General features: G+C 72.1%; 22 protein-coding genes. 11 read left to right on the top strand and 11 right to left on the bottom strand.

The window, feature by feature from the left end:
- Positions 1-80 precede the first annotated feature (80 nt).
- The 5 genes from O7614_RS04345 to O7614_RS04325 are packed head-to-tail and all read right to left on the bottom strand — an operon-like array spanning position 81 to position 7,502.
- Positions 81-2,345 carry a glycoside hydrolase family 27 protein gene (locus O7614_RS04345; protein WP_278137200.1) on the bottom strand — a complete coding sequence of 755 codons (2,265 nt, stop codon included), beginning with the start codon at positions 2,343-2,345 and terminating at the stop codon, positions 81-83.
- Positions 2,346-2,391: 46 nt separating this feature from the next.
- Positions 2,392-4,470, bottom strand: a complete 2,079-nt coding sequence (locus tag O7614_RS04340) for an alpha-galactosidase (protein WP_278137199.1) — start codon at positions 4,468-4,470, stop codon at positions 2,392-2,394.
- On the bottom strand, positions 4,467-5,288 hold the full coding sequence (locus tag O7614_RS04335) for a carbohydrate ABC transporter permease (RefSeq protein ID WP_278137198.1): 822 nt from the start codon (positions 5,286-5,288) through the stop codon (positions 4,467-4,469). Before O7614_RS04335 ends, O7614_RS04340 begins: the two co-directional genes overlap by 4 nt.
- Positions 5,288-6,205 (bottom strand): sugar ABC transporter permease, encoded by a 918-nt coding sequence (locus O7614_RS04330; protein WP_278137197.1) that lies wholly within the window; start codon positions 6,203-6,205, stop codon positions 5,288-5,290. Before O7614_RS04330 ends, O7614_RS04335 begins: the two co-directional genes overlap by 1 nt.
- Before the next feature lies 1 nt (position 6,206).
- The gene (locus O7614_RS04325) at positions 6,207-7,502 is read right to left on the bottom strand and encodes an extracellular solute-binding protein (RefSeq protein WP_278137196.1); all 1,296 of its coding nucleotides are present in this window, start codon (positions 7,500-7,502) and stop codon (positions 6,207-6,209) included.
- A gap of 159 nt (positions 7,503-7,661) precedes the next feature.
- Here O7614_RS04325 and O7614_RS04320 point away from each other — a divergent pair, with 159 nt between their 5' ends.
- From O7614_RS04320 to O7614_RS04285, 8 genes are all read left to right on the top strand, one after another.
- Complete coding sequence (locus tag O7614_RS04320) at positions 7,662-8,408, top strand: SDR family oxidoreductase (protein WP_278137195.1); 747 nt, start codon at positions 7,662-7,664, stop codon at positions 8,406-8,408.
- 35 nt (positions 8,409-8,443) lie between these two features.
- Positions 8,444-9,154 carry a FadR/GntR family transcriptional regulator gene (locus O7614_RS04315; protein ID WP_278137194.1) on the top strand — a complete coding sequence of 237 codons (711 nt, stop codon included), beginning with the start codon at positions 8,444-8,446 and terminating at the stop codon, positions 9,152-9,154.
- Entirely contained in the window at positions 9,151-10,296 is a 1,146-nt protein-coding gene (dgoD, locus tag O7614_RS04310; RefSeq protein WP_278137193.1) for a galactonate dehydratase, read from the top strand. The genes O7614_RS04315 and dgoD overlap by 4 nt, the downstream gene beginning before the upstream one ends.
- Entirely contained in the window at positions 10,290-11,123 is an 834-nt protein-coding gene (locus tag O7614_RS04305) for a hypothetical protein (protein WP_278137192.1), read from the top strand. The genes dgoD and O7614_RS04305 overlap by 7 nt, the downstream gene beginning before the upstream one ends.
- Before the next feature lie 11 nt (positions 11,124-11,134).
- On the top strand, positions 11,135-11,755 hold the full coding sequence (locus O7614_RS04300; protein WP_278137191.1) for a bifunctional 4-hydroxy-2-oxoglutarate aldolase/2-dehydro-3-deoxy-phosphogluconate aldolase: 621 nt from the start codon (positions 11,135-11,137) through the stop codon (positions 11,753-11,755).
- The gene (locus O7614_RS04295) at positions 11,752-12,693 is read left to right on the top strand and encodes a sugar kinase (RefSeq protein ID WP_278137190.1); all 942 of its coding nucleotides are present in this window, start codon (positions 11,752-11,754) and stop codon (positions 12,691-12,693) included. The genes O7614_RS04300 and O7614_RS04295 overlap by 4 nt, the downstream gene beginning before the upstream one ends.
- 73 nt (positions 12,694-12,766) lie before the next feature.
- Positions 12,767-13,648 carry an SMP-30/gluconolactonase/LRE family protein gene (locus O7614_RS04290; protein WP_278137189.1) on the top strand — a complete coding sequence of 294 codons (882 nt, stop codon included), beginning with the start codon at positions 12,767-12,769 and terminating at the stop codon, positions 13,646-13,648.
- 155 nt (positions 13,649-13,803) lie between these two features.
- Positions 13,804-14,907, top strand: coding sequence for an L-dopachrome tautomerase-related protein (locus tag O7614_RS04285; protein WP_278137188.1), 1,104 nt, complete (start codon positions 13,804-13,806; stop codon positions 14,905-14,907).
- Positions 14,908-14,936: 29 nt separating this feature from the next.
- On the opposite strand, the gene O7614_RS04280 is transcribed toward O7614_RS04285, so the two are convergent.
- On the bottom strand, positions 14,937-15,692 hold the full coding sequence (locus O7614_RS04280) for a dienelactone hydrolase family protein (RefSeq protein WP_278137187.1): 756 nt from the start codon (positions 15,690-15,692) through the stop codon (positions 14,937-14,939).
- Positions 15,693-15,873: 181 nt separating this feature from the next.
- On the opposite strand from O7614_RS04280, the gene O7614_RS04275 reads away from it, so the two are divergent.
- The 3 genes from O7614_RS04275 to O7614_RS04265 all read left to right on the top strand — a co-directional run bounded on the left by O7614_RS04275 (position 15,874) and on the right by O7614_RS04265 (position 17,823).
- Positions 15,874-16,797: an SDR family oxidoreductase gene (locus tag O7614_RS04275; protein WP_278137186.1), complete on the top strand. Its 924-nt coding sequence runs from the start codon at positions 15,874-15,876 to the stop codon at positions 16,795-16,797.
- A 105-nt stretch (positions 16,798-16,902) separates the two neighbouring features.
- The gene (locus tag O7614_RS04270; RefSeq protein WP_278137185.1) at positions 16,903-17,307 is read left to right on the top strand and encodes a hypothetical protein; all 405 of its coding nucleotides are present in this window, start codon (positions 16,903-16,905) and stop codon (positions 17,305-17,307) included.
- Positions 17,308-17,436: 129 nt separating this feature from the next.
- Positions 17,437-17,823 (top strand): SAV_915 family protein, encoded by a 387-nt coding sequence (locus tag O7614_RS04265; RefSeq protein ID WP_278137184.1) that lies wholly within the window; start codon positions 17,437-17,439, stop codon positions 17,821-17,823.
- On the opposite strand, the gene O7614_RS04260 is transcribed toward O7614_RS04265, so the two are convergent.
- The 5 genes from O7614_RS04260 to kdpB all read right to left on the bottom strand — a co-directional run bounded on the left by O7614_RS04260 (position 17,724) and on the right by kdpB (position 26,225).
- Positions 17,724-19,733 carry an FAD-dependent oxidoreductase gene (locus O7614_RS04260; protein ID WP_278137183.1) on the bottom strand — a complete coding sequence of 670 codons (2,010 nt, stop codon included), beginning with the start codon at positions 19,731-19,733 and terminating at the stop codon, positions 17,724-17,726. The two genes, O7614_RS04265 and O7614_RS04260, sit on opposite strands and share 100 nt — an antisense overlap.
- 100 nt (positions 19,734-19,833) lie before the next feature.
- Entirely contained in the window at positions 19,834-20,514 is a 681-nt protein-coding gene (locus O7614_RS04255; protein ID WP_278137182.1) for a response regulator, read from the bottom strand.
- Positions 20,511-23,060, bottom strand: a complete 2,550-nt coding sequence (locus O7614_RS04250; protein ID WP_278137181.1) for a DUF4118 domain-containing protein — start codon at positions 23,058-23,060, stop codon at positions 20,511-20,513. The genes O7614_RS04255 and O7614_RS04250 overlap by 4 nt, the downstream gene beginning before the upstream one ends.
- 76 nt (positions 23,061-23,136) lie before the next feature.
- A complete protein-coding gene (locus O7614_RS04245) occupies positions 23,137-24,018 on the bottom strand; it encodes a potassium-transporting ATPase subunit C (RefSeq protein ID WP_278137180.1) in 882 nt (293 codons plus the stop codon).
- Complete coding sequence (kdpB, locus tag O7614_RS04240; RefSeq protein ID WP_278137179.1) at positions 24,018-26,225, bottom strand: potassium-transporting ATPase subunit KdpB; 2,208 nt, start codon at positions 26,223-26,225, stop codon at positions 24,018-24,020. The genes O7614_RS04245 and kdpB overlap by 1 nt, the downstream gene beginning before the upstream one ends.
- Positions 26,226-26,229: the final 4 nt, after the last annotated feature.

Here is a 26,229-nt window from a genome sequence, read left to right as displayed (position 1 = left end):
CGGAGCCGACAATCACACCGAGGCGGCCCGGCCTTGCGGGCGCGGTGGCGGGCCGCCGGTGGACGGCCCGCCACCGTGGATCAGAGGACGACCTGGTGCACGCGGTTGTCCACACCGCGTACCGCCAGCCAGGCACTGCCGTTGGCACCGGCGGTGGCGCCGGGCGCACCCCGGAACGCGTCCGTGGCTAACTCACCACGTTGGAACCAGCCGCCCCAGGCACCGTCGGTCAGGTTGCGCTGCCACAGTCGGTTGTCGGCGGCCAGCGAGAACAGGTAGACCCGGCCGGAGGTGGCGAGCAGGGTCGGACTGCCGTTGGTCGTGCCGCCCAGGTTGGTCCAGGCCGACCAGGTGGTGCCGGTGCGGCTGCTCCACCACACCTCGTCGGTGCGGCTACGGACCGCCACGTGCAGGACGCCGGCGTCGTCGACGACGGCGCTCGGGCGACCGTAGAACGGCCTGTCGTCGGGGGCTCCGACGCCGGTCCAGCCGGTGCTCGGGGTACGCGACCAGAGCTTGCCGTCGGCACCACGCCCGACGAGCGTCCACTGGGTCGGGCTGGTCCAGGCCACCGTCGGCGCGTCGGTCAACGTGCCACCGAGGCTGCGCCACGGTCCCCACCTGCCGGCGGTGTAACTGCGCTGCCAAGCCGCGTTGTCGGTGCCGCGGACGAAGACGTCGAGCCGCCCACCCGCCGAGGCGTACGCCGCCGGCTGGCCGAGGATCCGGCCGCCGACCGGGCCGCCGAGCGAGGTCCAGTGCGTGCCCCACGTCGTACCGGTGCGGGTGTTGACGGCCAGCGCGCCGGAAGCGTCGCGGACGAAGGCGGTGGCGTGCGTGTCGTCCACCCGGACCAGGGCCGGGCTGGCACTGGCGGTGCCGCCGAGGTTGGCGCCGGCGACCTGGTCGGTGCCGTCCAGGCGAAGCATGGCCACCCCGTGCGCCGGCACCTCGACGGTGTACGAGCCGGTGAACGGCTGGACTCCGACGGTGCCGGGCTGGGCGTCCAGGTCGGCGCGGGCCCAGAGGTCGCGAACGCGGACCGCACCGCCGAGTGCGACGTCGGCGAAGGTCACCGTGATCTGCTGGGCGGTGTCGTGCCGGTTGAGCAGCGCGACGGCCCGCTTGCCGGAGCCGGTGAGCACCTTGCTCCAGACCTGCGCGTCGGTGCCGGTGTCGGCGACCTTGACGCCCTGTCGGACCAGCGGATCCTGGTCCACGGCGATGATCTCCGGGTTGGTCAACGCCGAGATCATCTCCTTCGGCAGGCCCCGCGGGTCGGAGCCGATCACCAGCGGCGCGGCCATGATCGCCCACATGCCGAGCTGCGTCTTGGATTCGTCCAGACTCAACTCGTACCCGCCGTCGGGCAGCGGGCGCATCGGCAGCAGGTAGTCCGGGTCGTTGTAGTGCCCCGGTCCGGTGGCCGCCGGGTGGTACGCGTTGACGTCCATGTTGCGCAACACCCACTGGTACGCCCACTGCGGGGTCGGGTCCGTCAGCCCCACGTCGGTGTACGTCCGCCAGGAGTCGGCGATGGTGGGCGCGTACGTGTAGCTCCAGGTGGAGAGCTGCTCCGGGGTGTACGGGCCGCCACCCCAGTCGGAGCTGACCGGATTGCAGATGTTGAGCAGCATCGGGCGCGGTGACTGGCGTACCGCCTCGGCCAGCTCACGGAAGGTGGCCTCGGGGTCGAGGCCGGCGGCGCGACCGCAGAGCCAGTCGGCCTTGAGCGCGTCGAAGCCCCAGCCGGCGAACTGTGCGATGTCGGCCTGGTAGTGCCCGTTGCTGCCGAGCCCGCACTGTCCCGGCAGGTAGGGGCCGGCGTCGGTGTAGATGCCGGCCTTCATCCCCTTGCTGTGGATGTACGCGGCCAGCGCGGCCATCCCGCCGGGGAAGCGGGCCGGGTCGGCGACGAGCTGACCTGCCTCGTTGCGCGGGGTGGGCGCGGCCCAGTTGCCGTCGATCCAGACGTACGTGTAGCCGGCGTCGCGGAGGCCACTGTGGACCATGAAGTCGGTGACCGACCGTACTTCGGCCTCGGTGGGGTCGCCACCGAGGCCGAAGTAGGTGTTCCAGCCCTGGTAGGGCGTCGGGGCGAGCCCGCTGTTGAAGTAGGCGGGCGCGCCCTGGTCCTCCGCGCCGCTGCCGGCCGGGGCGTGGCCGGGACGACCGGGCCCATGACCGGCCTGCGCCGGGCCGCCGGCCTGGGGTGGGCCAGCCTGCGCCGGGCCGCCGGCCTGGGGTGGGCCAGCCTGGGGTGGGCCGGCCAGCGCCGGCATGGGGCTGGCCAGGCCCAGGCCGAGCACGGCAAGAGCAGCGGTCAGCGGTCGGTTCAGGCGCATGGAGGTACTCCTGTCCCTCGGGGGTGGGGGTGGTGGTGCTCCGATCTCAGTCGCGGGTCAGCACGATGAGCTCGGCGTCGTGGGTCGCACTCCACTGCACGGGCAGGCCCACCGCGGCGAGGTGGCTGCCGGAGTAGAGCTGGTCGCCGTGTCGGTAGCGACCTGTCGGGTCGAGGCCCCGCAGGGGCAGCCGCACCGGGCGGGCCGGCAGCAGGCCGGTGCCGTCGAGCCGGCCGGTGTGCCAGGCGAGGACGACCACCCGCCGCTCGTCCGGGGCCGTGTACTGCACCGCGCATCGGGTCTGGTCGGGGCCACCGATCAGGTGCACAGCGCCGGTCGTGACGACGTCCCGGATCTCCTTGTAGCGGGCGATCCAGTCGGCCGCCTCGGCCCGTTCGTCGGGAGTCCAGGCGCGGATGTCCGCGCCGATGCCGAGCACACCGGCCATCGCCAGGACGAACCGGAACGCCAGCGTTCGCGGCCGGCTGTCGAACAGACCGGGCGCGTCGGTGACCCAGGAGCTGAGCAGGTGGGGGGCGTTGGCGTGCAGGAAGCCGTACTGGATGGCGAGCCGGTCCAGGGGCCCGGTGTTGTCGCTGGGCCAGAAGACGTCGGCCCGGGCGGCCATCGCCAGGTCGGTCCGCGCGCCACCGCCGGCGCAGGCCTCGATCAGCACACCGGGGTGGTCCCGGCGCAGCTGCTCGTAGATCCGGTGCAGGTTGGCGACGTGTCCGCCGTCCAGGTCGAGCGCAGCGACCCCACCGGGACGACCCGGCTCGGTACGTGGCCGGTTGAAGTCCCACTTCAGGTAGTCGATGTCGTAGCGGCGCAGCAGGCCGTCCACTGTGGAGTGGACGAACTCGGCGACCTCCGGTCGGCCCAGGTCGAGCAGGTACTGGTTGCGGACCGGGGTGAGGGGCCGGCCGTCGACGGAGTAGACCCAGTCCGGGTGCTCGGCGTAGAGCGTCGACTTCGGGTTCACGCACTCCGGCTCGACCCAGAGCCCGAAGTTCAGCCCGAGTGCGCGCACGTCGGCGATGAACGCGTCGAACCCGGCCGGGAACTTCGCCGGGTCGGGCGTCCAGTCACCCAGCCCGGCGGTGTCGTCGTTGCGGCCGACGAACCAACCGTCGTCCACCACGAACGTCTCCACGCCCAGCTCGGCCGCGATCCGGGCCAGCGCGAGCTGACTCTGCGCCTCGACCGTGAAGTAGGTGGCCTCCCAGGAGTTGTAGAGCACCGGGCGCGGGGTGAGCCGTTCACCGGCCAGCAACCGCTGGTGGGTGTGCCAGACCCGGGCCAGCCCGTCCAGGCCGTCCGGGCTGTACGCGCCGGTGACCACCGGCAGGGCCAGGGACTCGCCGGGGACCAGCTCCAGCGGTCCGTCGACCAGCTGGCGGCCGATCCGGACCCGGGTCAGGCCGCCGGTGTCCCGCTCCGCGCTGATCTCCCAGGAGCCGGTCCAGGCCAACCCCATCCCCCACGCCGAGCCGGCCGGGTCCGCGGTGTCCCGCACGGCCAGCCAGGGCACGTGCAGATGCCCGGGTACGCCCTGAGAGCTGCCGATGCTGAAGGTGCCGTGGCCCAACTCGACGTGGGACAGCTGGAACTCCTGTGCCCACTGCCCCCACTGGTGGCTGAGCAGCGCACCGTGCGGAGTCGGCACGCAGAAGCCGCCCGAGAAGGCCCGGACCACCCGCAGCGGCGCGGACCCGCCGTTGGTCAGTTCGACCCAGCGCTGCACCACGTCCGTGCCGGCGGGCACCCGGTAGTGCATCGTGGCGCGCAGCCCGGTCACCGGGTCGGCGAAGTCGACGGCCAGCTCCCGCAGGTTGGCGTCGACCCGCTCGCCGGTGTGGACGAAGCCCACCCGGCGCTGCCCGTCCGAGTTCTCCACCACCAGGTCGGCGCCGGTGAACGGCCGGTCGGCGTCGGTCGCGTACTCGATGGGGGCCGCGTCGCCGGCGGTGAGGAACGGCACCGGGCCGTCGTAGGCGACCGGTGACGGGCCGTCCGAGACACCGTGCGGGCCCCACGCGGCAAGCTCCAGCCAGCGGCCGTGCGCCGGCACTGTCACCGTGTACTCGGTGTGCGTGCCGCGCAGCGTCCACCGCTGCCCGGTCACTTGACCGCTCCCAGCGCCAGGCCGGAGACGAAGTGCCGCTGGAAGCGCAGGAACACCGCGACGGTGGGTACGGCAGCGATGACCGTACCGGCGGCGATGACGTTCCAGGACGAGACGAACTGCCCCTGCAGGGCGAGCAGCGCCGGGGTGACCGGCATGTTGTCGTCGGTACGCAGCACGGTGATCGCCCACAGCAGGTCGTTGAAGATCCAGGTGAAGGAGAGCGCCCCCAGGGCGGCCAGCGCGGGTCGGGTCAGCGGCAGCATCACCCTGGTGAAGATCTGTGCCGTGCCCGCGCCGTCGATCGTCGCCGCTTCCTGGATCTCGTTCGGCAGGTCCCGCATGAAGCCGTGCAGCACGAACGTGTAGAAGCCGAGCCCGAAGCCGACCTGCACCGTGATCAGCGCCCAGAGCGTGTCGTACAGGCCGGTCAGCTCGCTGAACTTGGCCACCGGGATGAGCAGGATCTGCGGTGGCAGCAGGTTGCCGGCGAGCATCAGCAGCAGGACGGTCCGCCGGCCGGGGATCCGGAACCGGCTCAGCGCGAACGCGGCCATCGCGGCCAGCCCCAGGCTCAGCGCCACCGACGGTACGGTGACCAGCATGCTGTTGATCAGCGCGCGCAACTCGCCGCCGTCGGTCCACGCCTGCCGGTAGGTGTCCAGGGTGAACGACCGGGGCAGGCTGCCGACCCCGTGGGCCGCGATGTCGTCGAACGACCGGGTGGACATCACCACCACCCAGAGCACCGGCCCCAGCCAGAGCAGCGAGAGCAGGATCATGCCGGTGTGGAAGGCCCCGGTACGGAGCTTGTTCATCACGCTTCCTCCCGGAACGCGCGGACCAGGTAGCCGAGGATGACCGCCAGCGCGAGTACGAAGATCACGACGGCGATGGCGGAGGCGTAACCCAGCCGCAGACTCTGGAACGCGGTCGAGTACATGTAGGTGCTGAGCAGCTCCGACGAGTGGTACGGGCCGCCCTTGGTCAGCGACCAGACGATGTCGAACGAGCGCAGCGAGTCGATCACGATGACCGACAGCACGACCGCGTTGACTCCCTTGAGCTGCGGGATCGTCACGTGCCGCAGCCGCTGCCAGGAGTTGGCGCCGTCCATCCGGGCCGCCTCGTGCAGCGCCGGGTCGATCGCCTTCAGGCCGGCCAGGAACAGCACCATCACGTACCCGATCTGCCGCCACAGGGCGGGCAGGATCACCGCGTACAGGGCGGTCTGCGGGTCGGCGAGCCAGGGCCGGATCAGCTGTTCCAGACCGACCGCCCGCAGCAGCGTGTCGGCGATGCCGTCGGGCTGGTAGAAGACCCGCCAGACCAGCGCCGTCACCACCAGCGAGAACACCACCGGGGTGAACAGCGCGGCGCGGTAGAAGCCGACACCGCGCCGCTCCTTCTGCAGGACCAGCGCCATGCCGAACCCGCCCAGCACGGAGAGGCCACCGAAGAGCACCAGCCAGATCACCGTGTTGACCAGCGCGCCCCGGAAGGTCGCGTCACCGGCCAGCTCGACGTAGTTGTCCGTGCCGACGAAGGCCGGCGACGACATCCCGTCCCAGCGGGTGAGCGAGAACCAGAAGCCCTGGAGCGCCGGCCAGAACACCCAGATGCTCTCGACCGCGAACGGCACGAGGACGAAGGCCACCAGCAGCGGCGACAGTCGAGCCGACCGTCGCCGCCGCCGGGTGGGGGTGACCGAAGTCGGGGAGATCGTTGCTGTCACGTCAGCCCTTGAAGACCTTCTCGGCGCCGGCCTGCCACTCCCGCAGGATCGCGTCGATCTGGTCCGGCTTGTCGATGAACTTGGTCAGCGCGGTGTCCGCGGTCGGCTGGAGCGCGTCGCTGGAGTCCCGGTTGAAGAACTGGGTCAGCTCCTTGGCCTCGCCGAGCATCGCCTTGCCCTTGACCACCAGCGGCGAGTCGGACGCCTTGGCCTTGGGATTGGCCGGCAGCACGATGCCGGAGCTGGCCTTGACGTACGCCTCCTGGGCCTCGACCCCGGAGAGGTAGGTCAGCAGGGCCTTGGTGCCGGTCGGGTTGGCGGTCTTCGCGCTGGCGAAGAAACCGTCCGTCGGGGCCTCCTCGGCCAGCGGCACCGCCGGGTCGATGATCGGGAACCGGAAGAAGTCCAGGTCACCGAGGGCGTCCTTGGGCGCCGCGTCGGCGAAGAACGTGCCGATCAGGAACATCCCGGTCTTGCCGGCCAGCAGCGCGGTGGTCGCCTCCTGGAACGGGTACGCCTTGCCCTTGGGGTCGAAGTAGGGCAGTGCTTCGCGCCAGCGGGTGAAGACCGCCTTGACCTTGGGGTCGTCGAAGCGCTGCTTGCCGGCGAGCAGCTCGCGGTGGAAGGGCGCGCCGTTGATCCGGATGTTCAGGTAGTCGAACCAGGCCGAGGCCACCCACGGGGTGTCGCCGAGACCGATGCCGATCGGCGGGACGCCCTTGCTCTTCAGCGTCTCGCACAGCGCCAGGAAGTCGGTCCAGGTCTTCGGCTCCTGCACGCCCCACTTGGCGAAGTTGGACTTGCGGTAGAAGAAGCCCCACCAGTAGTTGTTCATCGGAACGAAGACCTGCTTGCCGCTGGCGGCGGTGGAGAGGATGCGCAGCGACTCGGGGTAGTCGCCCAGCGACTTCCAGACGTCGGAGACGTCCAGCAACAGGTCCTTGCTGGCGTAGTCGTTGGCGACGGAGCCCGCGTACCAGGTGTAGAGATCCGGTGGGTTGGCCGAGGTCAGGTAGGTCGGCAGCTGGGTCCGGAAGGTCTCCGAGGCGATCGTGTTTAGACTCGCCGTGCCCTTGCCCTGCGCGTTGAAGGTCTCGATCAGCTTCTCCATCGCGGCCTTGGCCTGCGGCGAGGAGAGGTTGGACTGGATGGTGACCGCGCCCGAGCCGTTGCTCGTCGTCGGCCCGCTGGCGGAGCTGGCGCACGCGCTGAGGAACGAGCTGGCGCCGAGCGCGCCCAGACCGGCGAGCCCGAGGTGGCCAAGGAATCGCCGGCGACCGGGGTCGAAGTCGCTCACGGAGGTATCCCTTCCTTTACGACACGCAGCGTCACCGCGCGATGTGTCGTCCATGTGAATGCTGTGACCAGAAGGTTGCATCGGCCGCTGCCGGCTGTCAAGATATCTTCGTAATTAATGATTAGATGAGACCAGGGTGGGGGTCAGGTGGATCAGCCTATGCGCCGGCTTGAAGGCAAGAACGCGCTGGTCACCGGCGCGATGGGCGGGATCGGCGCGGCCACCGCCCGGCGGCTTGCCGCCGAGGGAGCAGCGGTCGCGCTGTTCGACGTGGCCGACCCGGCCCCGCTGGCCGAGGAGCTGACGGCGCACGGCAGCCGAGCACTGTCCGTAGTGGGCGATGTCAGCGACGAGGCCGACTGGACGGCCGCCGTGACCGCCGTACGGGACCGCCTCGGCCCGGTCGACATCCTGGTCAGCACCGCGTACGCCGTGCGGGTCGCTCCGGCGCACGAGACCAGTCGACAGTCCTGGGACCACCAGCTCGGCGTCAGCCTCACCGGCTCCTTCCTCGGCGTCCGCGCCTGCCTGGACGACCTGCGGGCCCGCTCGGGAGCGGTGGTGCTGATCTCCTCGGTGCACGCGCTGGTCGGGCTGCCCGGCCGGCCCGCGTACGCCGCCGCCAAGGGTGGCCTGGTCGCACTCGGCCGCCAACTCGCCGTGGAGTACGGCCCGCAGGTGCGCGTCAACACGGTGCTGCCCGGGCCGATCCTCACCGCCGCCTGGGCCGACGTGTCCGAAGAGGACCGTCGGCAGAGCGTCGCCGAGACCGTGGCGAAGCGCTTCGGCACTCCGGACGAGGTGGCCTCGACGGTCGCCTTCCTGGCCTCACCGGACGCCGCCTACATCACCGGCGCGAGCCTCGTGGTGGACGGTGGTTGGACAGCGGTGAAAGCCTCGGCCTGAGAGATCGATACCGACCAGCGAAAAGGCCAGGAGCATTGGCACAGTACGCCCGCCGCGGCATCCACGGACAGACCGTCGAAGCGATCGCCCGTCGCATCCTCACCGGTGAGATCGCCGCCGGCGCGACCCTGAACATAGTCGCGCTGCAGGAGGAGTTCGACGTCAGCCTCACGGCGCTCCGCGAGGCGCTGAAGGTCCTCTCCGCCAAGGGCATCGTGGACGCCCGGCAGAAGCGCGGCACCTTCGTCCGGCCCCGGTCCGACTGGAACCTGCTCGACGGAGACGTGATCCGCTGGCAGTTCGCCGAGGGCACCGACCAGCGGCTGCTCGACCAACTGCACGAGGTGCGCGCCATCATCGAGCCGGCCGCCGCCCGGCTGGCCGCGACCCGGGCCACCGAGGACGACCTAGCCGCCCTGGACCGGGCCCTGGCCGAGATGGCCGAAGCCAACGGCGATCCCACCGCCGCCATCGCCGCCGACCTCGCCTTCCACCGCGCGCTGCTCACCGCCACCCACAACGAGCTGCTGGAGCGGATGGAAGTGGTGATGGAGACCGGGCTCGCCGAACGGGACCGGCTGGTGCACGGCGGAGCCCCCCACGACGACCCGGTGCCCAGCCACCGGGCCGTCGTGGACGCACTGCGCAGCCGGGACGAGACGGCGGCCGAGGCCGCCATGCGTGAGTTGCTGGACAAGGCCGTCCGCGACGTCGAGAAGGCACGCGGACAGAGGGGCAGTCAGTGAAGATCGAGCGGATCGAGACCTTCCTCGTCGCGCCACGGTGGCTGTTCTGTCGGGTGGAGACCGACGACGGGCTGGTCGGGTGGGGTGAACCGGTGGTGGAGGGGCGCGCCGAAGTGGTGCGCAGCGCCGTCGAGGTGCTCTCCGAGTACCTGATCGGCGCGGACCCGCTCCGCATCGAGCAGCACTGGCAGATCCTCACCAAGGGCGGCTTCTACCGGGGTGGCCCGATCCTCTCCAGCGCGGTCGCCGGCCTGGACCAGGCACTCTGGGACATCGCCGGGCAGGCGTACGGGGCACCGGTGCACGCTCTGCTCGGCGGTGCCGTCCGCGACCGGGTGCGGATCTACTCCTGGATCGGCGGAGACGAGCCCGACGAGATCGCCGACGCCGCCGCCGCGCAGGTCGCCGCCGGTCTCACCGGGATCAAGATGAACGCGTCCGGGCGCCTGTCGGCCATCCCCACCTCCGCCGAGGTGGACGCGGTCGTCGGCCGGGTCGCGGCGGCCCGGGAGGTGCTCGGCCCCGACCGGGACATCGCGCTGGACTTCCACGGTCGGGCCGGCCTGGCCGCGGTACGCCGGATCCTGCCCGAGCTGACCCCGCTGCGTCCGTTCTTCGTGGAGGAGCCGGTCCTGCCCGACCAGGCCCACCACCTGCGCGACATCGTCGCCAGCACGCCGATCCCGGTGGCCACCGGCGAGCGGCTCTACGGCCGCAACGAGTTCCTCGGCCCGTTGCAGGCCGGGGTGGCAGTGGTCCAGCCGGACCTGTCGCACGCCGGCGGCATCTCCGAGGTCCGCCGGATCGCCGCGCTGGCCGAGACGTACGGCGCGCTACTCGCCCCGCACTGCCCGCTCGGCCCGGTCTCCCTGGCCGCCAGCCTCCAGGTGGCCTTCGCGACGCCGAACTTCCTGATCCAGGAGCAGAGCATCGGCATCCACTACAACGCCGGCTCGGAGCTGCTGGACTACGTGGTCGACCCGGAGCCGTTCCGGTTCGTCGACGGACACATCGCCCGCTTCGACCGGCCCGGGTTGGGCATCACTGTGGACGAGGCGGCGGTCCGCAAGGCCGCCGAGACCCCGCACGCCTGGCGCAACCCGGTCTGGCAGCACGCCGACGGGTCGTTCGCCGAATGGTGACCCGGCCGGTGGCGTTGCGGGTGACGTACGACGCCGCGCACGGAGGCCGGTGGACCAGCCTGCGCGGCGGGGGCCGGGAGTGGCTGTGGCGGGGCCCGGAGCCCGGCCGCCACGGGGTACGCCCCGACGACGCGTTCGTGGACGCCGGCGGCCTGGAGGAGTGCCTGCCCACCGTTCGCGGTCGACCGGACCACGGCGAGGTGTGGTCCCGCCCCTGGCGCAGCGCGGGCCCCGGCACCGTGGTCATCCAACGCCCGACGTTCGTCCTGACCCGCCGGATCGCCGACTCCGCCGGGGTGGTGGTGGCCGACTACCGGCTGGCCGCCGATCCGGGGTACCGCTTCGTCTGGGCCGCGCACGCCCTGCTCGACCTCTCCTCCGCAGCCCGCCTCGACGCGCCCACCGGCACGCCGACCCGGCTGCATCCGGAAGCCGCCGCGTTGCTGCCGCCGGGCACCTGGCCCGCTGACGCGCCGTGGCTCAGCGGGGCGTGGCCGGCACCCGGCGGACTGCCGCTGGACACGTTCGGCGCAGACGACGGGACCGCGCTCGGCGCGGTGCTGCTCGACTGCCCCCGGGTCCAGGTGATCGACGGTGTTGATCGCCTGACCCTGGAGCTGGAGTGCGCCGACCAGCCCCGTAGCACCGCGCTCTGGCGCAACCTCGGTGGTTGGCCGGAAACCGGCCCCTACCGCAGCATCGGTGTCGAGCCGATGCTCGGCGCCGCCTTCGACCTGGCCGACGCCGGCCCGGCCGACGCGGCGGTCGTACCCCCCACCGGCGAGGTCGCCTGGCGACTCAGCATCTCCGCCCACCGCACCCACTGAGGACACCCGCGATGAACCTGCTCGACGAGCTGCGTACCCACCGGTTGCTGGCCATCGTCCGCGGCCCGGACCCGGCGGCGGCGCTGACCGCCGTGCTCACCCTGGCCGAGAGCGGTGTCGCACTGGTCGAGGTCTCGCTCACCAGCGCCGACGCACTCGACGTCATCCGACGTGCCCGGGCCACCCTCGGGCCCGACTACGCACTGGGTGCGGGCACCGTGCTCAGCGCCGAGGACGCCCGCGCGGCGGCCGACGCGGGCGCTGCTTTCCTGGTCACCCCGGCGCTCGCGCCGAGCCTCGCCGAAGGCGGGCGGCTCGGGCTGCCGGTGCTCGCCGGTGCGCTCACCCCCACCGAGGTGGTGCAGGCCAACGGCGGCGGGGCCACCGCGATCAAGCTCTTCCCGGCGTCCCTCGGTGGGCCGGACTACCTCGGCGCGCTGCGCGACCCGTTCCCCGGCACCGCGTTCGTACCGGTCGGCGGCGTCGACGCGGAGGGCGCGCGACGCTACCTGGACCGGGGCGCCCTCGCGGTCGGGGTCGGTTCCCCCCTGCTCGGTGACGCCGTCCGCGGCGGCGACCCGGCGGCGCTGCGGGAACGCGCCGGCGCCTTCCTCGCGGCGGTGCGGCGATGACCGACCTCCTCACGCTCGGCGAGACGATGGCGGCGTTCCGCACCACCGGCCCACTGCGGCTGGGCGGCACCGCCGGGATCTCCGTCGCCGGCTCCGAGTCGAACGTGGCGATCGGCCTGGCCCGGCTCGGCCACCAGGCGGCCTGGGTCGGCGTCACCGGCGCCGACGAGCCCGGTGAGCTGGTCCGCCGTACGCTGCGCGCCGAGGGTGTCGACCTGCGCTGGTCCCGGGTCGACCCGAGCGCCCCGACCGGGCTGATCCTCTTCGAGAACCGGGTCGCCGACATCAACCGGGTCACCTACCACCGCGCCGGTTCGGCCGGCTCGCGGCTGCGCCCGGCCGACGTGACCCGGGCCTTCGACGCACCCGGGTCGCCGCCCCGGCTGCTGCACGTCACCGGCATCACCTGCGCGCTCGGCGTCGAGCCGTACCAGGCGGTGGTGGAGGCCGTGCGGCGCGCCCGCGCCGCCGGCAGCACCGTCTGCCTGGACGTCAACCACCGGCATCGGCTCTGGTCGGTCGTCGAGGCCGCCACCGCGCTACGACCGCTGCTGCCCTCGATCGACCTGGTGGTCGCCTCCGACGACGAGTTGGCCGTGCTGACCGACGCCCCCGACCCGGTCACGGCGTTGCTCTCCGCCGGGGTGGCCGAGGTCGTCGTCAAGCACGGCGCCGGCGGGGCAACCAGCCACCGCGCGACCGGCACGCTGCACCGTCCAGCCCGGACGGTGCCGGTGGTGGACACCGTCGGCGCGGGCGACGCCTTCGTGGCCGGACTGCTCTCCGGCTGGCTCGACGGCGCCGACGCGCCGGCCCGACTGGACCGGGCCGTCACCACCGGGGCGTTCGCGGTGGCCAGCCGGGGCGACTGGGAGGGCCTGCCCGACCGGGCGGAGCTGACACTGCTGGACCACGAGCCGGGCGGTACGGTCCGCTGACCGGGTGATCGGCGGACCGCCCGGCCGGTACGACCGCGCACCGCCGACCGCCGCTGACAGTTGGAGGAGCGAGATGGAGCTGACCGAGCCGACCGTCTGGAGCACTGACCGGTTGGAGCTGGGCGAAGGACTGCGCTGGGTCGACGACCGGCTGATCCTCGTCGATCTGCTGGTCGGACGACTGCTGGAGACCGACGGCGACGCACCGGCCCCACTGCGTGAGGTACGCCGTCTCGATGTGCCGCTCGGCGCGGTCGCCCCGGTGGCCGGTCGGCCCGGTGACTGGCTGGCCGCCGCCGGGACCGGGGTCAGCCTGCTGCCCGCCACCGGTGACAGCCGACCGGTCGCCGACCTGGTCGGCACCGCGGCCGAGCCGACCCGGATGAACGACGCGGTGGCCGACCCGCACGGCCGCTTCTGGGCCGGCAGCATGACGTACGCGATGGTGCCCGGCGAGGGAGCGCTGTACCGGCTCGCGCCGGGCGCGGCGCCGGTGCCCGCGGTGACCGGGCTGACCATCCCGAACGGGCCGGCGTTCGACGCGACCGGCAGCACCATGTACCTGGCCGACACGCCGCGCGGCGAGATCGACCGTTTCACCGTCGACCCCGCCACCGGCGCCCTGCACGGGCGGGAGCCGTTCCTGCGGCTGTCCCCTGCCGACGGCGGCCCGGACGGCATGACCGTCGACGCCGCCGGGCACCTCTGGATAGCGCTGTGGGGCGGTTCGGCGGTACGCCGCTACCGGCCGGACGGCACCCTGGAGCGGGAGATCCGGCTGCCGGCCAAGCAGCCGGCCGGCATCTGCCTCGGCGGCCCCGAGCTGCGCCGACTCTTCATCGGCACCGCCCGGGTGGGGCTGACCTCGGCCGGCCCGGAGGACGGAGCGCTGCTCGCGGTGGACGTACCGGTGCCCGGCCTGCCGGCCGCCAGGGCCGCCGCGCCGGTGGCCTGACCGAGCCCCGCCGGCCCGCCTCCGGCTCCGCCGCCCCCTCCCCGGCTCCGCTGAGCGGCGACGCATACCGGACGTCCTGGCGGGAATAGCAGCAGTGGAGGGGACATCCGGCGGATCGGCAGGGGGCGGGCGATGAGCACCGTGGGGCGGGCGGCGTGAACGGGCCGGTCGGCGACGAGCCGGTTGGCGAGCTGGAGCTGGTGCACACCTTCACCGGCCCGATGCCGACCGGGGTGAGCGTCTCGCACTCCGGTCGGATCTTCGTCAACTTCCCCAAGTGGGGCGACGAGGTGCCCGCCACCGTCGTGGAGCTGCGCGACGGCCGGGAGGTGCCCTACCCCGACCAGGCGTGGAACGACCCGTCCGGCGACGACGACGCGGGCGCGTTCGTCTCGGTGCAGAGCATCGTGGTGGACCCGGCCGACCGGCTCTGGGTACTGGACACCGGCAGCCCGATGTTCCAGCCCACGAAGCCGGGCGGCCCGAAGCTGGTGCGGATCGACCTGGACACCGACACGGTCGCCCAGGTGATCACCTTTCCGGCGGACGTGGCGCTGCCGACGACGTACCTCAACGACGTCCGCTTCGACCTGCGGCGGGGCGAGTCGGGGGTCGCCTACATCACCGACTCCGCGGCCACCGGGCCGAACGGGATCATCGTCGTGGACCTGGCCAGCGGGGCCTCCTGGCGGCGGCTGCACGACCACCCGTCCACCAAGGCGGAGCCGCTGACGTCGTTCCGCCCGGTGGTCGAGGGCCGACCGTTCCTCGAACGCCCGGCGGACGGGCCGCCGAAGCCGCTGACCATGGGCTCCGACGGCATCGCGATCTCCGCCGACGGCAGCCGGCTCTACTACTGCCCGCTGGCGTCCCGGCACTGGTACAGCGTCTCCACCGAGGCGCTGGCCGACCCCGGTGTCACCCAGGAGGCAGCCGCGGCGACCGTGGTCGACGAGGGCGACAAGGGCACCGCCTCGGACGGGTTGGAGAGCGACGACGCGGGCCGGTTGTACCTCACCTCGTACGAGCACGACGCGGTGCTGCGCCGGCTGCCGGACGGCGGGTACGAAACGCTTGTCCACGACCCGCGACTGCTCTGGCCGGACACCATGTCGGTGGCCACCGACGGGCACCTCTACGTCACCGCCAACCAACTGCACCGGCAGCCGCAGTATCAGCGGGGCCACGACCTACGGCGCAAGCCGTACGCGCTGTTCCGCACCCGCATCGACGCCGGCCCGGTGCTGCTGCGCCGCTGAGCGTGCGGGTGGCTGGCGATCCCCGATCGTCAGCCCGTGGGCAGGGCGCGGCCCAGGACGTCGAACAGGGCGGTCCAGTGACGCTCGGTGGCCTTCTCGTCGTACATCGGGGTGTCGGCCATGGTGAAGCCGTGGTGCGCGCCCTCGTACACCTCGGAGCGGTAGCGCACGCCGGCGGCGTCGAGCGCCTTCTCCAGGGTGGCGATCTGCTCGGGCGTCATCGACTGGTCGTTGTCGGCGTGCCCGAGGTACACCTCACCGGTGATCGAGCCGACGCCCAGGTGCGGGCTGTCCGGCGCGTCGGTGACGATCCGCCCGCCGTGGAAGCTGGCGACCGCCGCGATGCGGTCGGGATGCGCCTCGACGGCCCGCAGCGCGTTCGTGCCGCCCATGCAGTATCCGGTGATCGCCACCGGGCCCGGCCGGACGTCGTCGCGGGCCGCCAGGAAGTCCAGGTAGGCGGCGGTGTCCCGGCTGATCACCTTGGGGGTCAGCGCGCCGATCAGCGGCATGATCTGCTCGAAGAGGGCGCCGCGCTGGTCCGGCTCGCCGAGTCGGGACAGGTCGAACAGCGGTGCCCGGCCGCCCCGGTAGAAGAGGTGTGGCGTCAGCACTAGGTAGCCCTGGGCGGCGATCCGTTCCGCCATCTCCACGAGTCGTGGGCGCGGCCCGAAGGCGTCCATGAAGAGCAGCACCGCCGGGAACGGGCCGTTGCCGTCCGGCCGGCTCAGAGTTGCGTCCGCCACGCCGTCGTCGGTCGGGATGTCCACCGTCGTCGTCTGCACCGTGCCTCCTCGTACGCCGATCTTGGTCCGTCCGGAACGCTACTCGCCGGAGCCGGCGGCCCGGCAGCTTCCCTCAGCCAGGGACCGGTGGTCCCTGGACAGAGCCACCCTGGGTGGTGACCGGAGATCGATCCAGGCTTGTCCACGACACCTGACGGACATCCTCGACCCGGGAGATGCTGTGCTCGACCTGACCGTTCCGGACCTGACCGGAAGACTCGCCGTCGTGACCGGCGGTAGCGACGGGCTGGGCCTCGGCCTGGCCACCCGACTGGCGCAGGCCGGCGCCGAGGTGGTGTTGCCGGTCCGCAACCCGGCCAAGGGCGCCGCCGCACTGGACGCCGTACGGGCTGCCGCGCCGGGCGCCGTCGCGTCGACCCGGGAGCTGGACCTCGCCTCGCTGGACTCGGTGGCGGCGCTGGCCGGCACGCTGCTCGGCGAGGGCCGGCCCATCCACCTCCTGATCAACAATGCGGGCGTGATGACACCCCCTACCCGGCACGCCACCGCGGAGGGCTTCGAACTGCAACTCGGCACCAACCACCTCGGCCACTTCGCGCTGACCGGACGGCTGCTGCCGCTACTCCGCGCCGGGCGGGCGCGGGTCACCACCATGTCGAGCAGTGCCGCCCGCTCAGGGCGGCTGGACTGGGACGACCTCCAGAGCACCCGGCGATACGCGTCGATCCGCGCCTACAACGCCTCGAAGCTGGCCACCCTGCACTTCGGGTTGGAACTCGACCGGCGCAGTCGCACCGGGGGCTGGGGCATCGTCAGCAATGTCGCCCACCCGGGCACCACCATGACGAACCTGTACGCCTCCGGCCCCAACCTGGGCCGCAGCCGCCCCTCACTGCACCACTCGATCATGAGTCGGCTGGCCCGCTGGGGCTTCCTGGTGCACTCGGTGGACGCCGGGCTGCGTCCCGCCCTCTACGCGGCCACCAGCCCGCAGGCGCAGGGCGGCCGGTTCTACGGCCCGGACGGTCTGGGCCAGTTCACCGGCAAACCGACCGAGCTGGCCGTCTACCGTTCGGCGCGCAACACCGACGACGCCGCCCGCCTCTGGGGGATCTCCGAGCGGCTGGTGGGCGTCGAGTTCTGAACCGTGGGCGCCCCCGCGTGAACGGGGCGTCAAGAATGGGCGGTCGCCCGTCGAAACGGCGTATCGACGGGCGCTCCACCGTCGCCCGGTGGCGACGATGGGTCAATGAGTCCTTGGCGGATGACACGCTGGGAACGCGGAGACACCCCACCGGGCACCGACGACAACCTCGGCGAGCCCACGACCAGCACAGACCTGCCGGAGCGGCGACACGAGGCGCTGGTCAGCGTCCGGCTCGGCCCATCCGCGCCCGGCAGCCACCTGGTGGAGTACCTGCGGCACGAGCCGTGCGCGGTCGACGCGTGGTGGATCGCCGCCGACGTCGACGCCGTGATCCGCCTCTCCGCCGACAGCATGACAGTGCTGCACCGCGCCGTGGCCGACCTGCGCCTGCGCGCCGGGGTGGAGGTGGCGGAGGCCAACTACATCCTCCGCGCGCTCGACCTGAGCGCGCCGGCGGACCCGCGTACCGCGACGGCCACCCCGGCGTGGACGGTGTCCGCCGCATGAGCCGCCCAGCCGGTGCCCGCACCGTCATGGGCGCGGGCCGCGACGATCCGCCGCTTCGCCCGCGACCTCGAACGATTCAGCTGATCACCGCCGCCCTGGCGGCACGTGTGGAGAGGACCAACCCCGACCATGGACGACGAGGGCCCGGCAATCTACGCCGTTCCGGTGCGTGACCTGCCGGGACGGCTGGTGCGGACGGTACGGACCGGCCGATCCCCGCAGGGGCGGCGGGTGGGCATCGCCTTCAGCCGCCCCGAGCTGCTGGTCACCGCGATGGGCGCGGAGCAGCCGTGGGAGGAGCTCTGCGAGTCGGCACTGCGCGGCATGCTTCGCCCGCTCGGCATCGACGTGATCCAGGTCGACCCGTTGCTGGTGGCACCACCTCTGGATCCGAGGACCGCCGCCGGTCCGATCGGTCAGGCGCGGACGAAGCGCACCGCGTCGGCGATCACGTGGCCGTCGGTGTCCTCGGTGCGGATCAGCACGCTCCCCTCGGTGCCCGCCGTGAACGGGTAGGTGCCCAACGGCACCCACTGGCCGCCGGACTGCCGCTGGTCGACCGTCCGGGTGGCCACCCCGCCGGAGTACGCGATGTCCACCGGCACGTTGGTCGCCCGGTTGGGGTCGGCGGTCCAGCGTAGTTGCACGGTCCACGACCCGGAGGTGGGCAGTGTCGGGCGGAACCGCAGTCGGTTGACGCCCTTGGCGGTGTTGCCGTCGTGCTCGTAGTCCGGGCCGTAGTAGCCACCGATGCTGGTGCTGCGCAGCCACGTCCCGGCCCGGGTGATTCCGCTGGCCGCCGCGTTGTCGAGGATCACCTCGCTGGTCGATCCCCATTCCAGCACCGCGCCGTCCTGGCGCAGCCGGGCCTGCAGGGCGGGCACGGACACGGCCTGTACGGCGAGGTTCCCGCCGAGCGCCAGCGACGCGGCGGTGGCCGCCGCCTGCCCGAGGATCATGAACACCGGTTCCATCCGGATCGACCCGTACGCGATGTGGCTCGCCGAGAGGCAGACCGGCACCAACAGGTTGGCGCACTGCGCCTGGTGCGGCACGATCGCCCGGTAGCTGACCGGGTACGGCGACGGCACGCCGATCTGCACGTCCCCCTCGTTGCGGACCTTTCCGTCGACTACTACCCGCTGACAGTTGTGCGAGTCCATCGTGTAGCTGGCCAGCCCCACCGAGTCGGTGGCCCGCACCCGGCCCCGGCAGTCGGCCTCGGTCATCACGTACGCGGAGACCATCCGGCGGGCCTCCCGGATGTAGAGCAGCGGCGGCCAGCCACCCGTGCCGGTGAACTCGTCGACCGGCAGCCCCCACCGGGCGGTCGACTCACGCACCGACGCCGGCAACCGGGGATCGTTGGCCAGGAACCACATCATCCCCTGCTGGTAGCTGCGGTGCTCGGCGATGATGCTCTCCCGTGCCGCCCAACTGGCCGTCGGGTACGCGTGGTTGAAGCCGATGTGGTCGGTGGAGACCGCGCCGTTGTTGTTGGAGTCGGTCTTCCCGCCGCCGATCGAGTGGGTGGTGAAGTACGGCCCGGTGAAGCCGGCCTGGATGTGGCGCAGCTGCAGCTCGTACCGGATCGGGTCGTAGTCGGACGGCTTGCCGAACGGGATCCGGTTGGCCGCCTGGGTGAGGCACATCCGGAAGCAGTACGCCTGGATCCGGTCGTCGCCGCTGCCCTGCGGGGCGAGCGGGGTGGCGGATATCCCCGGCAGCAGACCGCTCGTGGGTGAGCCGGCCGTCACGTACGGGTCGACCGGGTAGACGAACTGGTGGGTGTTGCGGGACTGCACCCCGTTTATCGTCTCGCCGTAGGTGTCGTTGGACTCCCGCCCGACGGTGAACCCCACCCCGGCCATGGCCAGCAGGTCACCCTCGTAGGTGGCGTCGACGAACACGCCGCCGGAGTAGATCGACCCGTCCTCGGTGCGCAGCTCGGTGATCCGGTTGCCGCTGCGGCCGAGACCGGTCAGCCGGGCGTCGACGATGACCGGAACCCCGGCCTCGGCCAGCATCTCGGCGAAGACGGCGGTGGCGACGCGCGGCTCGAAGGTCATCCGCAGCGGGGACGTCGGTGTGAGTGTTCCGCCGTGGTACTTCACGTACACCCGGCGGTAGAACTCGGCGGCCAGCCCGCCGATGGACGCCTGGACCCCGGTGTCGGTGGCGCCCAGCCCGGCGGTGCTCAGCCCACCGACGTGGCTGGTGGGCTCGAGCACCACCGCAGTGTGGCCGAGCCGGCGCATGGTGATCGCGGCGGCCAACCCGCCGGAGGTGGCACCGTAGACGACCAGGTCGGCGGTGGTGACAGCGGCGCGGGCGGGACCGGCCCGGAACGGATCGGAGAGGCCGGCCAGGACGAGGCCGGCACCGCCGGCGGTCAGCAGTCGGCGGCGGGACAGGGGCACTGACACGGCGAACTCCCGAGGGGTAACCGGAGGGGACGGTTACAGAAGCACGCCGCTGCCGCTGCAAACAGAAATTCTTCAATCTCTGCCGGCGGGTGTCAACGGGTCACGGCCGGTAGCGGTAACCCATTCCCGGCTCGGTGATGAGGTGCCGAGGGCGGGCCGGGTCGTCCTCCAGCTTGCGCCGCAGCTGGGCCAGGTACTGCCGCAGGTAGTTGGTCTCGTTCTGGTATTCCGGCCCCCACACGTCCTGGAGGAGTTGACGCTGGCTGACCAGTTTGCCGGGGTGTCGCAGCAGTTTCTCCAACACACTCCACTGGGTGGGGGTCAGTTTCACCTCGGTGCCGTCGTCGCGCCGCACACTGTGGTCGACCAGGTCGACGGTGTGCTGGCCGATCCGCAGCGCCGGCACCGCTTCGCTGGGCGCGCCGAGCCGGCGGGTGACGGCGCGGATGCGGGCCAGCAGTTCCTCCACCCCGAACGGCTTGGTGACGTAGTCGTCCGCGCCGGCGTCGAGCGCCGCCACCTTGTCCTCACTGCCGGCCCGACCGGAGAGCACGATGATCGGCACGGCGGTCCATCCGCGCAGACCGCGGATCACCTCCACGCCGTCGATGTCGGGCAGCCCGAGGTCGAGCACCACCAGGTCGGGCGGGTGGCTGGCGGCGGCCTTCAACGCGGCGGCCCCGGTAGCGGCGACGTCCACGTCGTACCGGCGGGCGCGCAGGTTGATCCGCAGAGCACGAAGGATCTGCGGTTCGTCGTCGACGACCAGGATGCGCGTCATTCCTGCGGCCCCTCCGAGCTGGTGGGCGCGGCGGGCAGCCGCAGCACCATGGTGAGCCCACCGCCCGGGGTGGTCTCCGGGGTGATGCTGCCACCCATCGCCTCGGCCAGGCCCCGGGACAGGGCAAGACCGAGACCGACGCCGGTCTGGTTGTCCCGGTCGCCGAGGCGTTGGAACGGCAGGAAGACGTGCTCCCACTGGTCCTCGGGGATACCCGGACCCCGGTCGATCACCCGCAGCTCCACCTGGCCGGCGTGCGCGCTGGCGGTGATCGTCGGAGGCTGGTCCGGCGGGCTGTAGCGCAGCGCGTTGGCGACGACGTTGACCAGTACCCGTTCCAGCAGACCCGGATCGGCGGTGGCGGCCGGCAGGTCGGCCGGGATGTCCGTGCCGACCGTCGCGGCCGCCGGACCAAGTTCGTCAAGCGCCAGGGGTACGGCGTCCTCCAGGCCGATCGCCGTCGCCGAGATGCCGAGCACGCCCGCCTGGAGCCGGCTCATGTCCAGCAGGTTGCCGACCAGCCGGGCAAGCCGGTCCAGTGACTCCTCGGCGGTCTCCAACAGCTCCTCGCGGTCGGACTCGTCGAACTCGATGTCGTGGCTGCGCAGACTGGTCACCGCCGCCTTCGCCGACGCCAGTGGCGTACGCAGGTCGTGGCTGACCGCCGCGAGCAGCGCGGTGCGCATCCGGTCCGCCGCGGCAAGGGGTCGGGCGGTGGCGGCCTCCTCGGCGAGCCGTTCCTGGCGCAGCGCGACGGCGGCCTGGGCGGCGAACGCCTCGACGATCCGCCGGTCGGCGGCCTCCAGCCGTCGACCGCAGAGCACGACGGTGATCCGGTCGTCGACCGGTACCGTCGTCTCGCCGCCTTCGGGCGTGCAGGGCGGCTGGTCGCCGACGCTGGCCACGACGCCCCAGGCGTGCTCCTCGCGGGCCCGGTCGGGGCGACCGCTGGCGTCCTCGGCCAACTCAAGCACGCTCACCGCGCGCAGGCCGAAGGTCTCCCGGAGCTGGTCGAGCAGGGCGGTCAGAGTGCGTTCGCCGCGTAGCACGCCACCGGCGACGGCGGCGAGGGTCTGCGCGTCGGCGGCGGCGCGGGCGGCCTCCCGGGTGCGCCGGGCAGCCACGTCGACGATCCAGCTCACCGCGAGGGCCACCCCGACGAACACGGCCAGGGCGAGCAGGTTGTCCGCCTCGGCGATGGTCAGCGTGCGGAACGGCGGGGTGAAGAACCAGTTGAGCAGCAGCGACCCGCCGAGCGCGGCGACCAGGGCCGGCCACACCCCGCCGACCAGCGCGACCCCGACGACGCCGGCGAGGAACAGCAGGATGTCGTTGGTCAGCGTCAGGTCGGGCAGGGTCTTCAGCAGCAGGGTGAGCAGCGGCATACCCAGTACGGCCAGGCCGAAGCCGAGCAGCCGGCGCCGGCGCGACAGCGCCGCGGGTACGGCCCCCGCCCGACGACCCTTACCGGCCTCCTTGTGGGTGACCAGGTGCACGTCGATCGCCCCGGACAGCGCGGTGGTGGTCACCCCGACACCTCGGGCGAAGATCTGCGCGAGTCGGCCCCGCCGGCTGGCGCCGAGCACCAGCTGGGTGGCGTTCACGCCCCGGGCGAAGTCCAGCAACGCGGCCGGCACGTCGGTGCCGAGCACCTGGTGGTACGTGCCGCCGAGGCTCTCCACCAGCACTCGTTGGCGGGCCAGTTGGGCCGGGTCCGCGCCGGCCAGGCCGTCGCTGCGGGCCACGTGCACGGCGAGCAGGTCGGCGCCCTTGCTGCGGGCGGCGATCCGGGCCGCACGCCGGATCAGCGTCTCGCCCTCCGGGCCGCCGGTCAACGCCACCACAACCCGTTCCCGGGCCTCCCAGGTCGCGGCGATGCCCTGCTGGTTGCGGTACCGGTCGAGCTGCTCGTCGACCTTGTCGGCCAGCCAGAGCAGCGCCAGCTCACGCAGCGCGGTGAGGTTGCCGACCCGGAAGTAGTTGCCCAGCGCGGCGTCGATCTTGTCGGGTCGGTAGATGTTGCCGTGCGCCATCCGCCGACGCAGCGCCTCGGGGGTCATGTCGACCAGCTCGACCTGCTCGGCGGCGCGGACGATCTCGTCCGGCACGGTCTCCCGCTGGGTGGTGCCGGTGATCTGGGCGACGACGTCGTTGACCGACTCCAGGTGCTGCACGTTGACCGTGGACAGCACGTCGATCCCCGCGTCGAGCAGCTCCTGGACGTCCTGCCAGCGCTTGTCGTGGCGGGAACCGGGCACGTTGGTGTGCGCCAGCTCGTCCACCACCGCGATCTCCGGCCGGCGGGCCAGCACCGCGTCCAGGTCCATCTCGGTGAACTCGGCGCCGCGATAGTCCATCGTGCGGCGGGGCACCTGCTCCAGGTCGCCGAGCATCGCGGCGGTCTGCTGCCGGCCGTGGGTCTCCACGAAACCGATCACCACGTCGGTGCCGCGCGCGGCCCGCCGCTGGGCCTCCTCCAACATGGCGTACGTCTTGCCGACGCCGGGGGCGGCTCCGAGATAGATGCGCAGTTCTCCGCGTGGCACGGGACCATCCTCTCAATCTCGAAGGAAGGGCCCCTTATTAACGCCTGGCGTTAATAAGGGGCCCTTCCTTGCACGCTCAGCGCGCGGTGAACTGCTTGTCGAGGGCGATGTTGAGCTCCAGCACGTTGACCCCGGGCGCACCCATGAACCCGAGCGCCCGCCCGTCTGTGTGCTCCTCGACCAGCTTGCGGACCGCCGCCGGGTCCGCGCCGCGCTCCCGCGCGACCCGGTTCACCTGCAACTCGGCGTACGCCGGGCTGATCTGCGGGTCGAGGCCGCTGGCGCTGGCGGTGACCGCGTCGGCCGGCACCGCCGGGTCGGCGGGCGCGTCGCCCCGGATCGGGGTGACCACGCCACCGGCGGCCACGTAGTCCTCGCCGGGCTGGGCCAGCTCCACCGTGACCCCCTGGTACGAGCTGACGAAGGGCGTTGCCGGGGCGGTCTGGTTGACGCTGACCACCCGGGTGACCGGGCCGGTCAGCCCGTCAGCGCGGAAGACCGCGAGCACGGCCCCCACCCCGTCGTCGGTGCAGTAGGGGCGGCGACCGTCGACGCCGTTCAGCTCGCCGACCGACTTGCTGCGCCCGCACACCTGGGTGAGCAGGCTCTCGCTGGACTCCTCCGGGTCGGTGGCGATGGTGTCGACAACGCTCTCCGGGCCCAGGTTGCTGGCCGAGGTGGAGGTCGGGTCGTAGCCGTCGCCGGCGGCGGAGGGGCGGGACTGGAAGTAACGGGCGACCGGGTTGCCGTCCGCGTCGGTGAAGGACTGGCCGATCAGCGCGCTGCCGATCGTCTTCCCGCCGGTGTCGATGAGCGAACCGTCGGCCTTGTGGTTGAGGCCGGGCAGCTGACCGACCGCGACCAGGGCCAGTGGGTAGACCAGGCCGAGCAGCACCGTGAAGACGAGCAGGGCGCGCAGCGCGGCGAGGTGTTGGGCGATCCAGGTGGGTAGGCGCATCACGAAATCCCCGGGATGAACTGGATGAGCAGGTCGATGAGCTTGATCCCGATGAACGGCACGATGATGCCGCCCAGCCCGTACACCAGCAGGTTGCGGCTGAGCAGCTTCGACGCGGCGGCCGGCCGGTACCGCACACCGCGCAGGGCGAGCGGGATCAGCGCGATGATCACCAGGGCGTTGAAGATGACCGCGGACAGGATCGCCGACTCCGGGCTGGCCAGCCGCATGATGTTCAGCGTGTCCAGGCTCGGGTAGAGGCCGGCGAACATGGCCGGGATGATCGCGAAGTACTTCGCGATGTCGTTGGAGATGCTGAACGTGGTCAGCGCACCCCTGGTGATCAGCAACTGCTTGCCGATCTCCACGATCTCGATCAGCTTGGTCGGGTCGGAGTCGAGGTCGACCATGTTGCCGGCCTCCTTGGCCGCCGACGTGCCGGTGTTCATGGCCACGCCGACGTCGGCCTGGGCGAGCGCCGGGGCGTCGTTGGTGCCGTCACCGGTCATCGCGACCAGCCGGCCACCCTCCTGTTCCCGCTTGATCAGCGCGAGCTTGTCCTCCGGCGTCGCCTCGGCCAGGAAGTCGTCCACCCCGGCCTCGTCGGCGATCGCCTTGGCGGTACGCGGGTTGTCACCGGTGATCATCACGGTGCGGATGCCCATCCGGCGCATCTCGTCGAACCGCTCCCGCATGCCGGACTTGACGACGTCCTTGAGGTGGATGACGCCCAGGGCGCGGGCGGGCTCACCGTCGACGTGCTCGGCGACCACGAGCGGGGTGCCGCCGGTGCCGCTGATCGCGTCCACGATCTCGCCGACCTGCTCGGTCGGGTGGCCGCCGTTCTCGCGTACCCACTTCATCACCGCGGCGGCGGCGCCCTTGCGGACCCGGCGGGCCGTGCCCACCGCGCCGGCGTCCACGCTGGCGTCCGGAGTGAGGTCGACGCCGCTCATCCGGGTCTGCGCGGTGAACGGTACGAACGTGGCGTGCGGCATGACGCCGGGCTCCCGCTCGCGCAGCCCGAACTCGTTCTTCGCCAGGACGACCACCGAGCGCCCCTCCGGGGTCTCGTCGGCCAGGCTGGACAGTTGGGCGGCGTCGGCCACGGTCGCGGCGTCGACCCCCTCGACCGGCACGAACTCGGCGGCCTGCCGGTTGCCCAGCGTGATGGTGCCGGTCTTGTCCAGCAGCAGGGTGTTGACGTCGCCGGCCGCCTCGACGGCCCGGCCGCTCATGGCCAGGACGTTGCGCTGCACCAGCCGGTCCATGCCGGCGATGCCGATGGCGGAGAGCAGCGCGCCGATGGTGGTCGGGATCAGGCAGACCAGCAGCGAGATCAGCACGACCCCGGTGACGCCGGAGTCGGTGATCGCCCCGCTGTCCGGTGCCGCCGCCTGGTACGCCTTGGAGAAGATCGCCAGCGGCTGGAGGGTGACGACGGCCAGCAGGAAGATGATCGTGAGCGCGGCGAGCAGGATGTTCAGCGCGATCTCGTTCGGTGTCTTCTGCCGGTTGGCGCCCTCGACCAGGGCGATCATCCGGTCGATGAAGCTCTCCCCCGGCTTCTGGGTGATCTTCACGATGATCCGGTCGGAGAGCACCTTGGTGCCGCCGGTGACCGCGCTGCGGTCCCCGCCGGACTCGCGGATGACCGGGGCCGACTCGCCGGTGATGGCCGACTCGTCGACGCTGGCGATGCCCTCGACGATGTCACCGTCACCGGGGATGATGCCGCCCGCCTCGACCAGCACGATGTCGCCCTGGCGCAGTTCCGGCGCGGGCACCGCCTCGTCGCGGTAGGTGTTGGCCCGGGCGCCGGGCTTCCAGTCGATCAGCCGGGTGGCGATGGTGTCCTTCTTCGCCTGCCGCAGCGTCGCGGCCTGGGCCTTGCCCCGACCCTCGGCGACCGCCTCGGCCAGGTTGGCGAAGATCACTGTCAACCAGAGCCAGATGGTGATCGCCCAGGCGAACACCGACGGGTCGGTCACCGCCAGGACGGTGGTGAAGGCGGCGCCGACCTCGACGATCAGCATCACCGGGTTGCGCCACAGGGTGGTCGGGTTGAGCTTGCGGACCGCGTCCGGCAGAGACCGGAGCAGTTGCTTGGGATCGAGCAGGCCCCCGCCGATACGGTTGCCCTGGGTGGCCGGGGTGCCGGCGGTCGGTTGCTCGTCGGTCCCGGATGTCACAGAGGTGACGGACATGTCC

Origin of the sequence: Micromonospora sp. WMMD961 (assembly GCF_029626145.1) — a bacterium.
GTDB lineage: Bacteria > Actinomycetota > Actinomycetes > Mycobacteriales > Micromonosporaceae > Micromonospora.
This window is presented reverse-complemented; position numbering and strand designations above follow the sequence as displayed.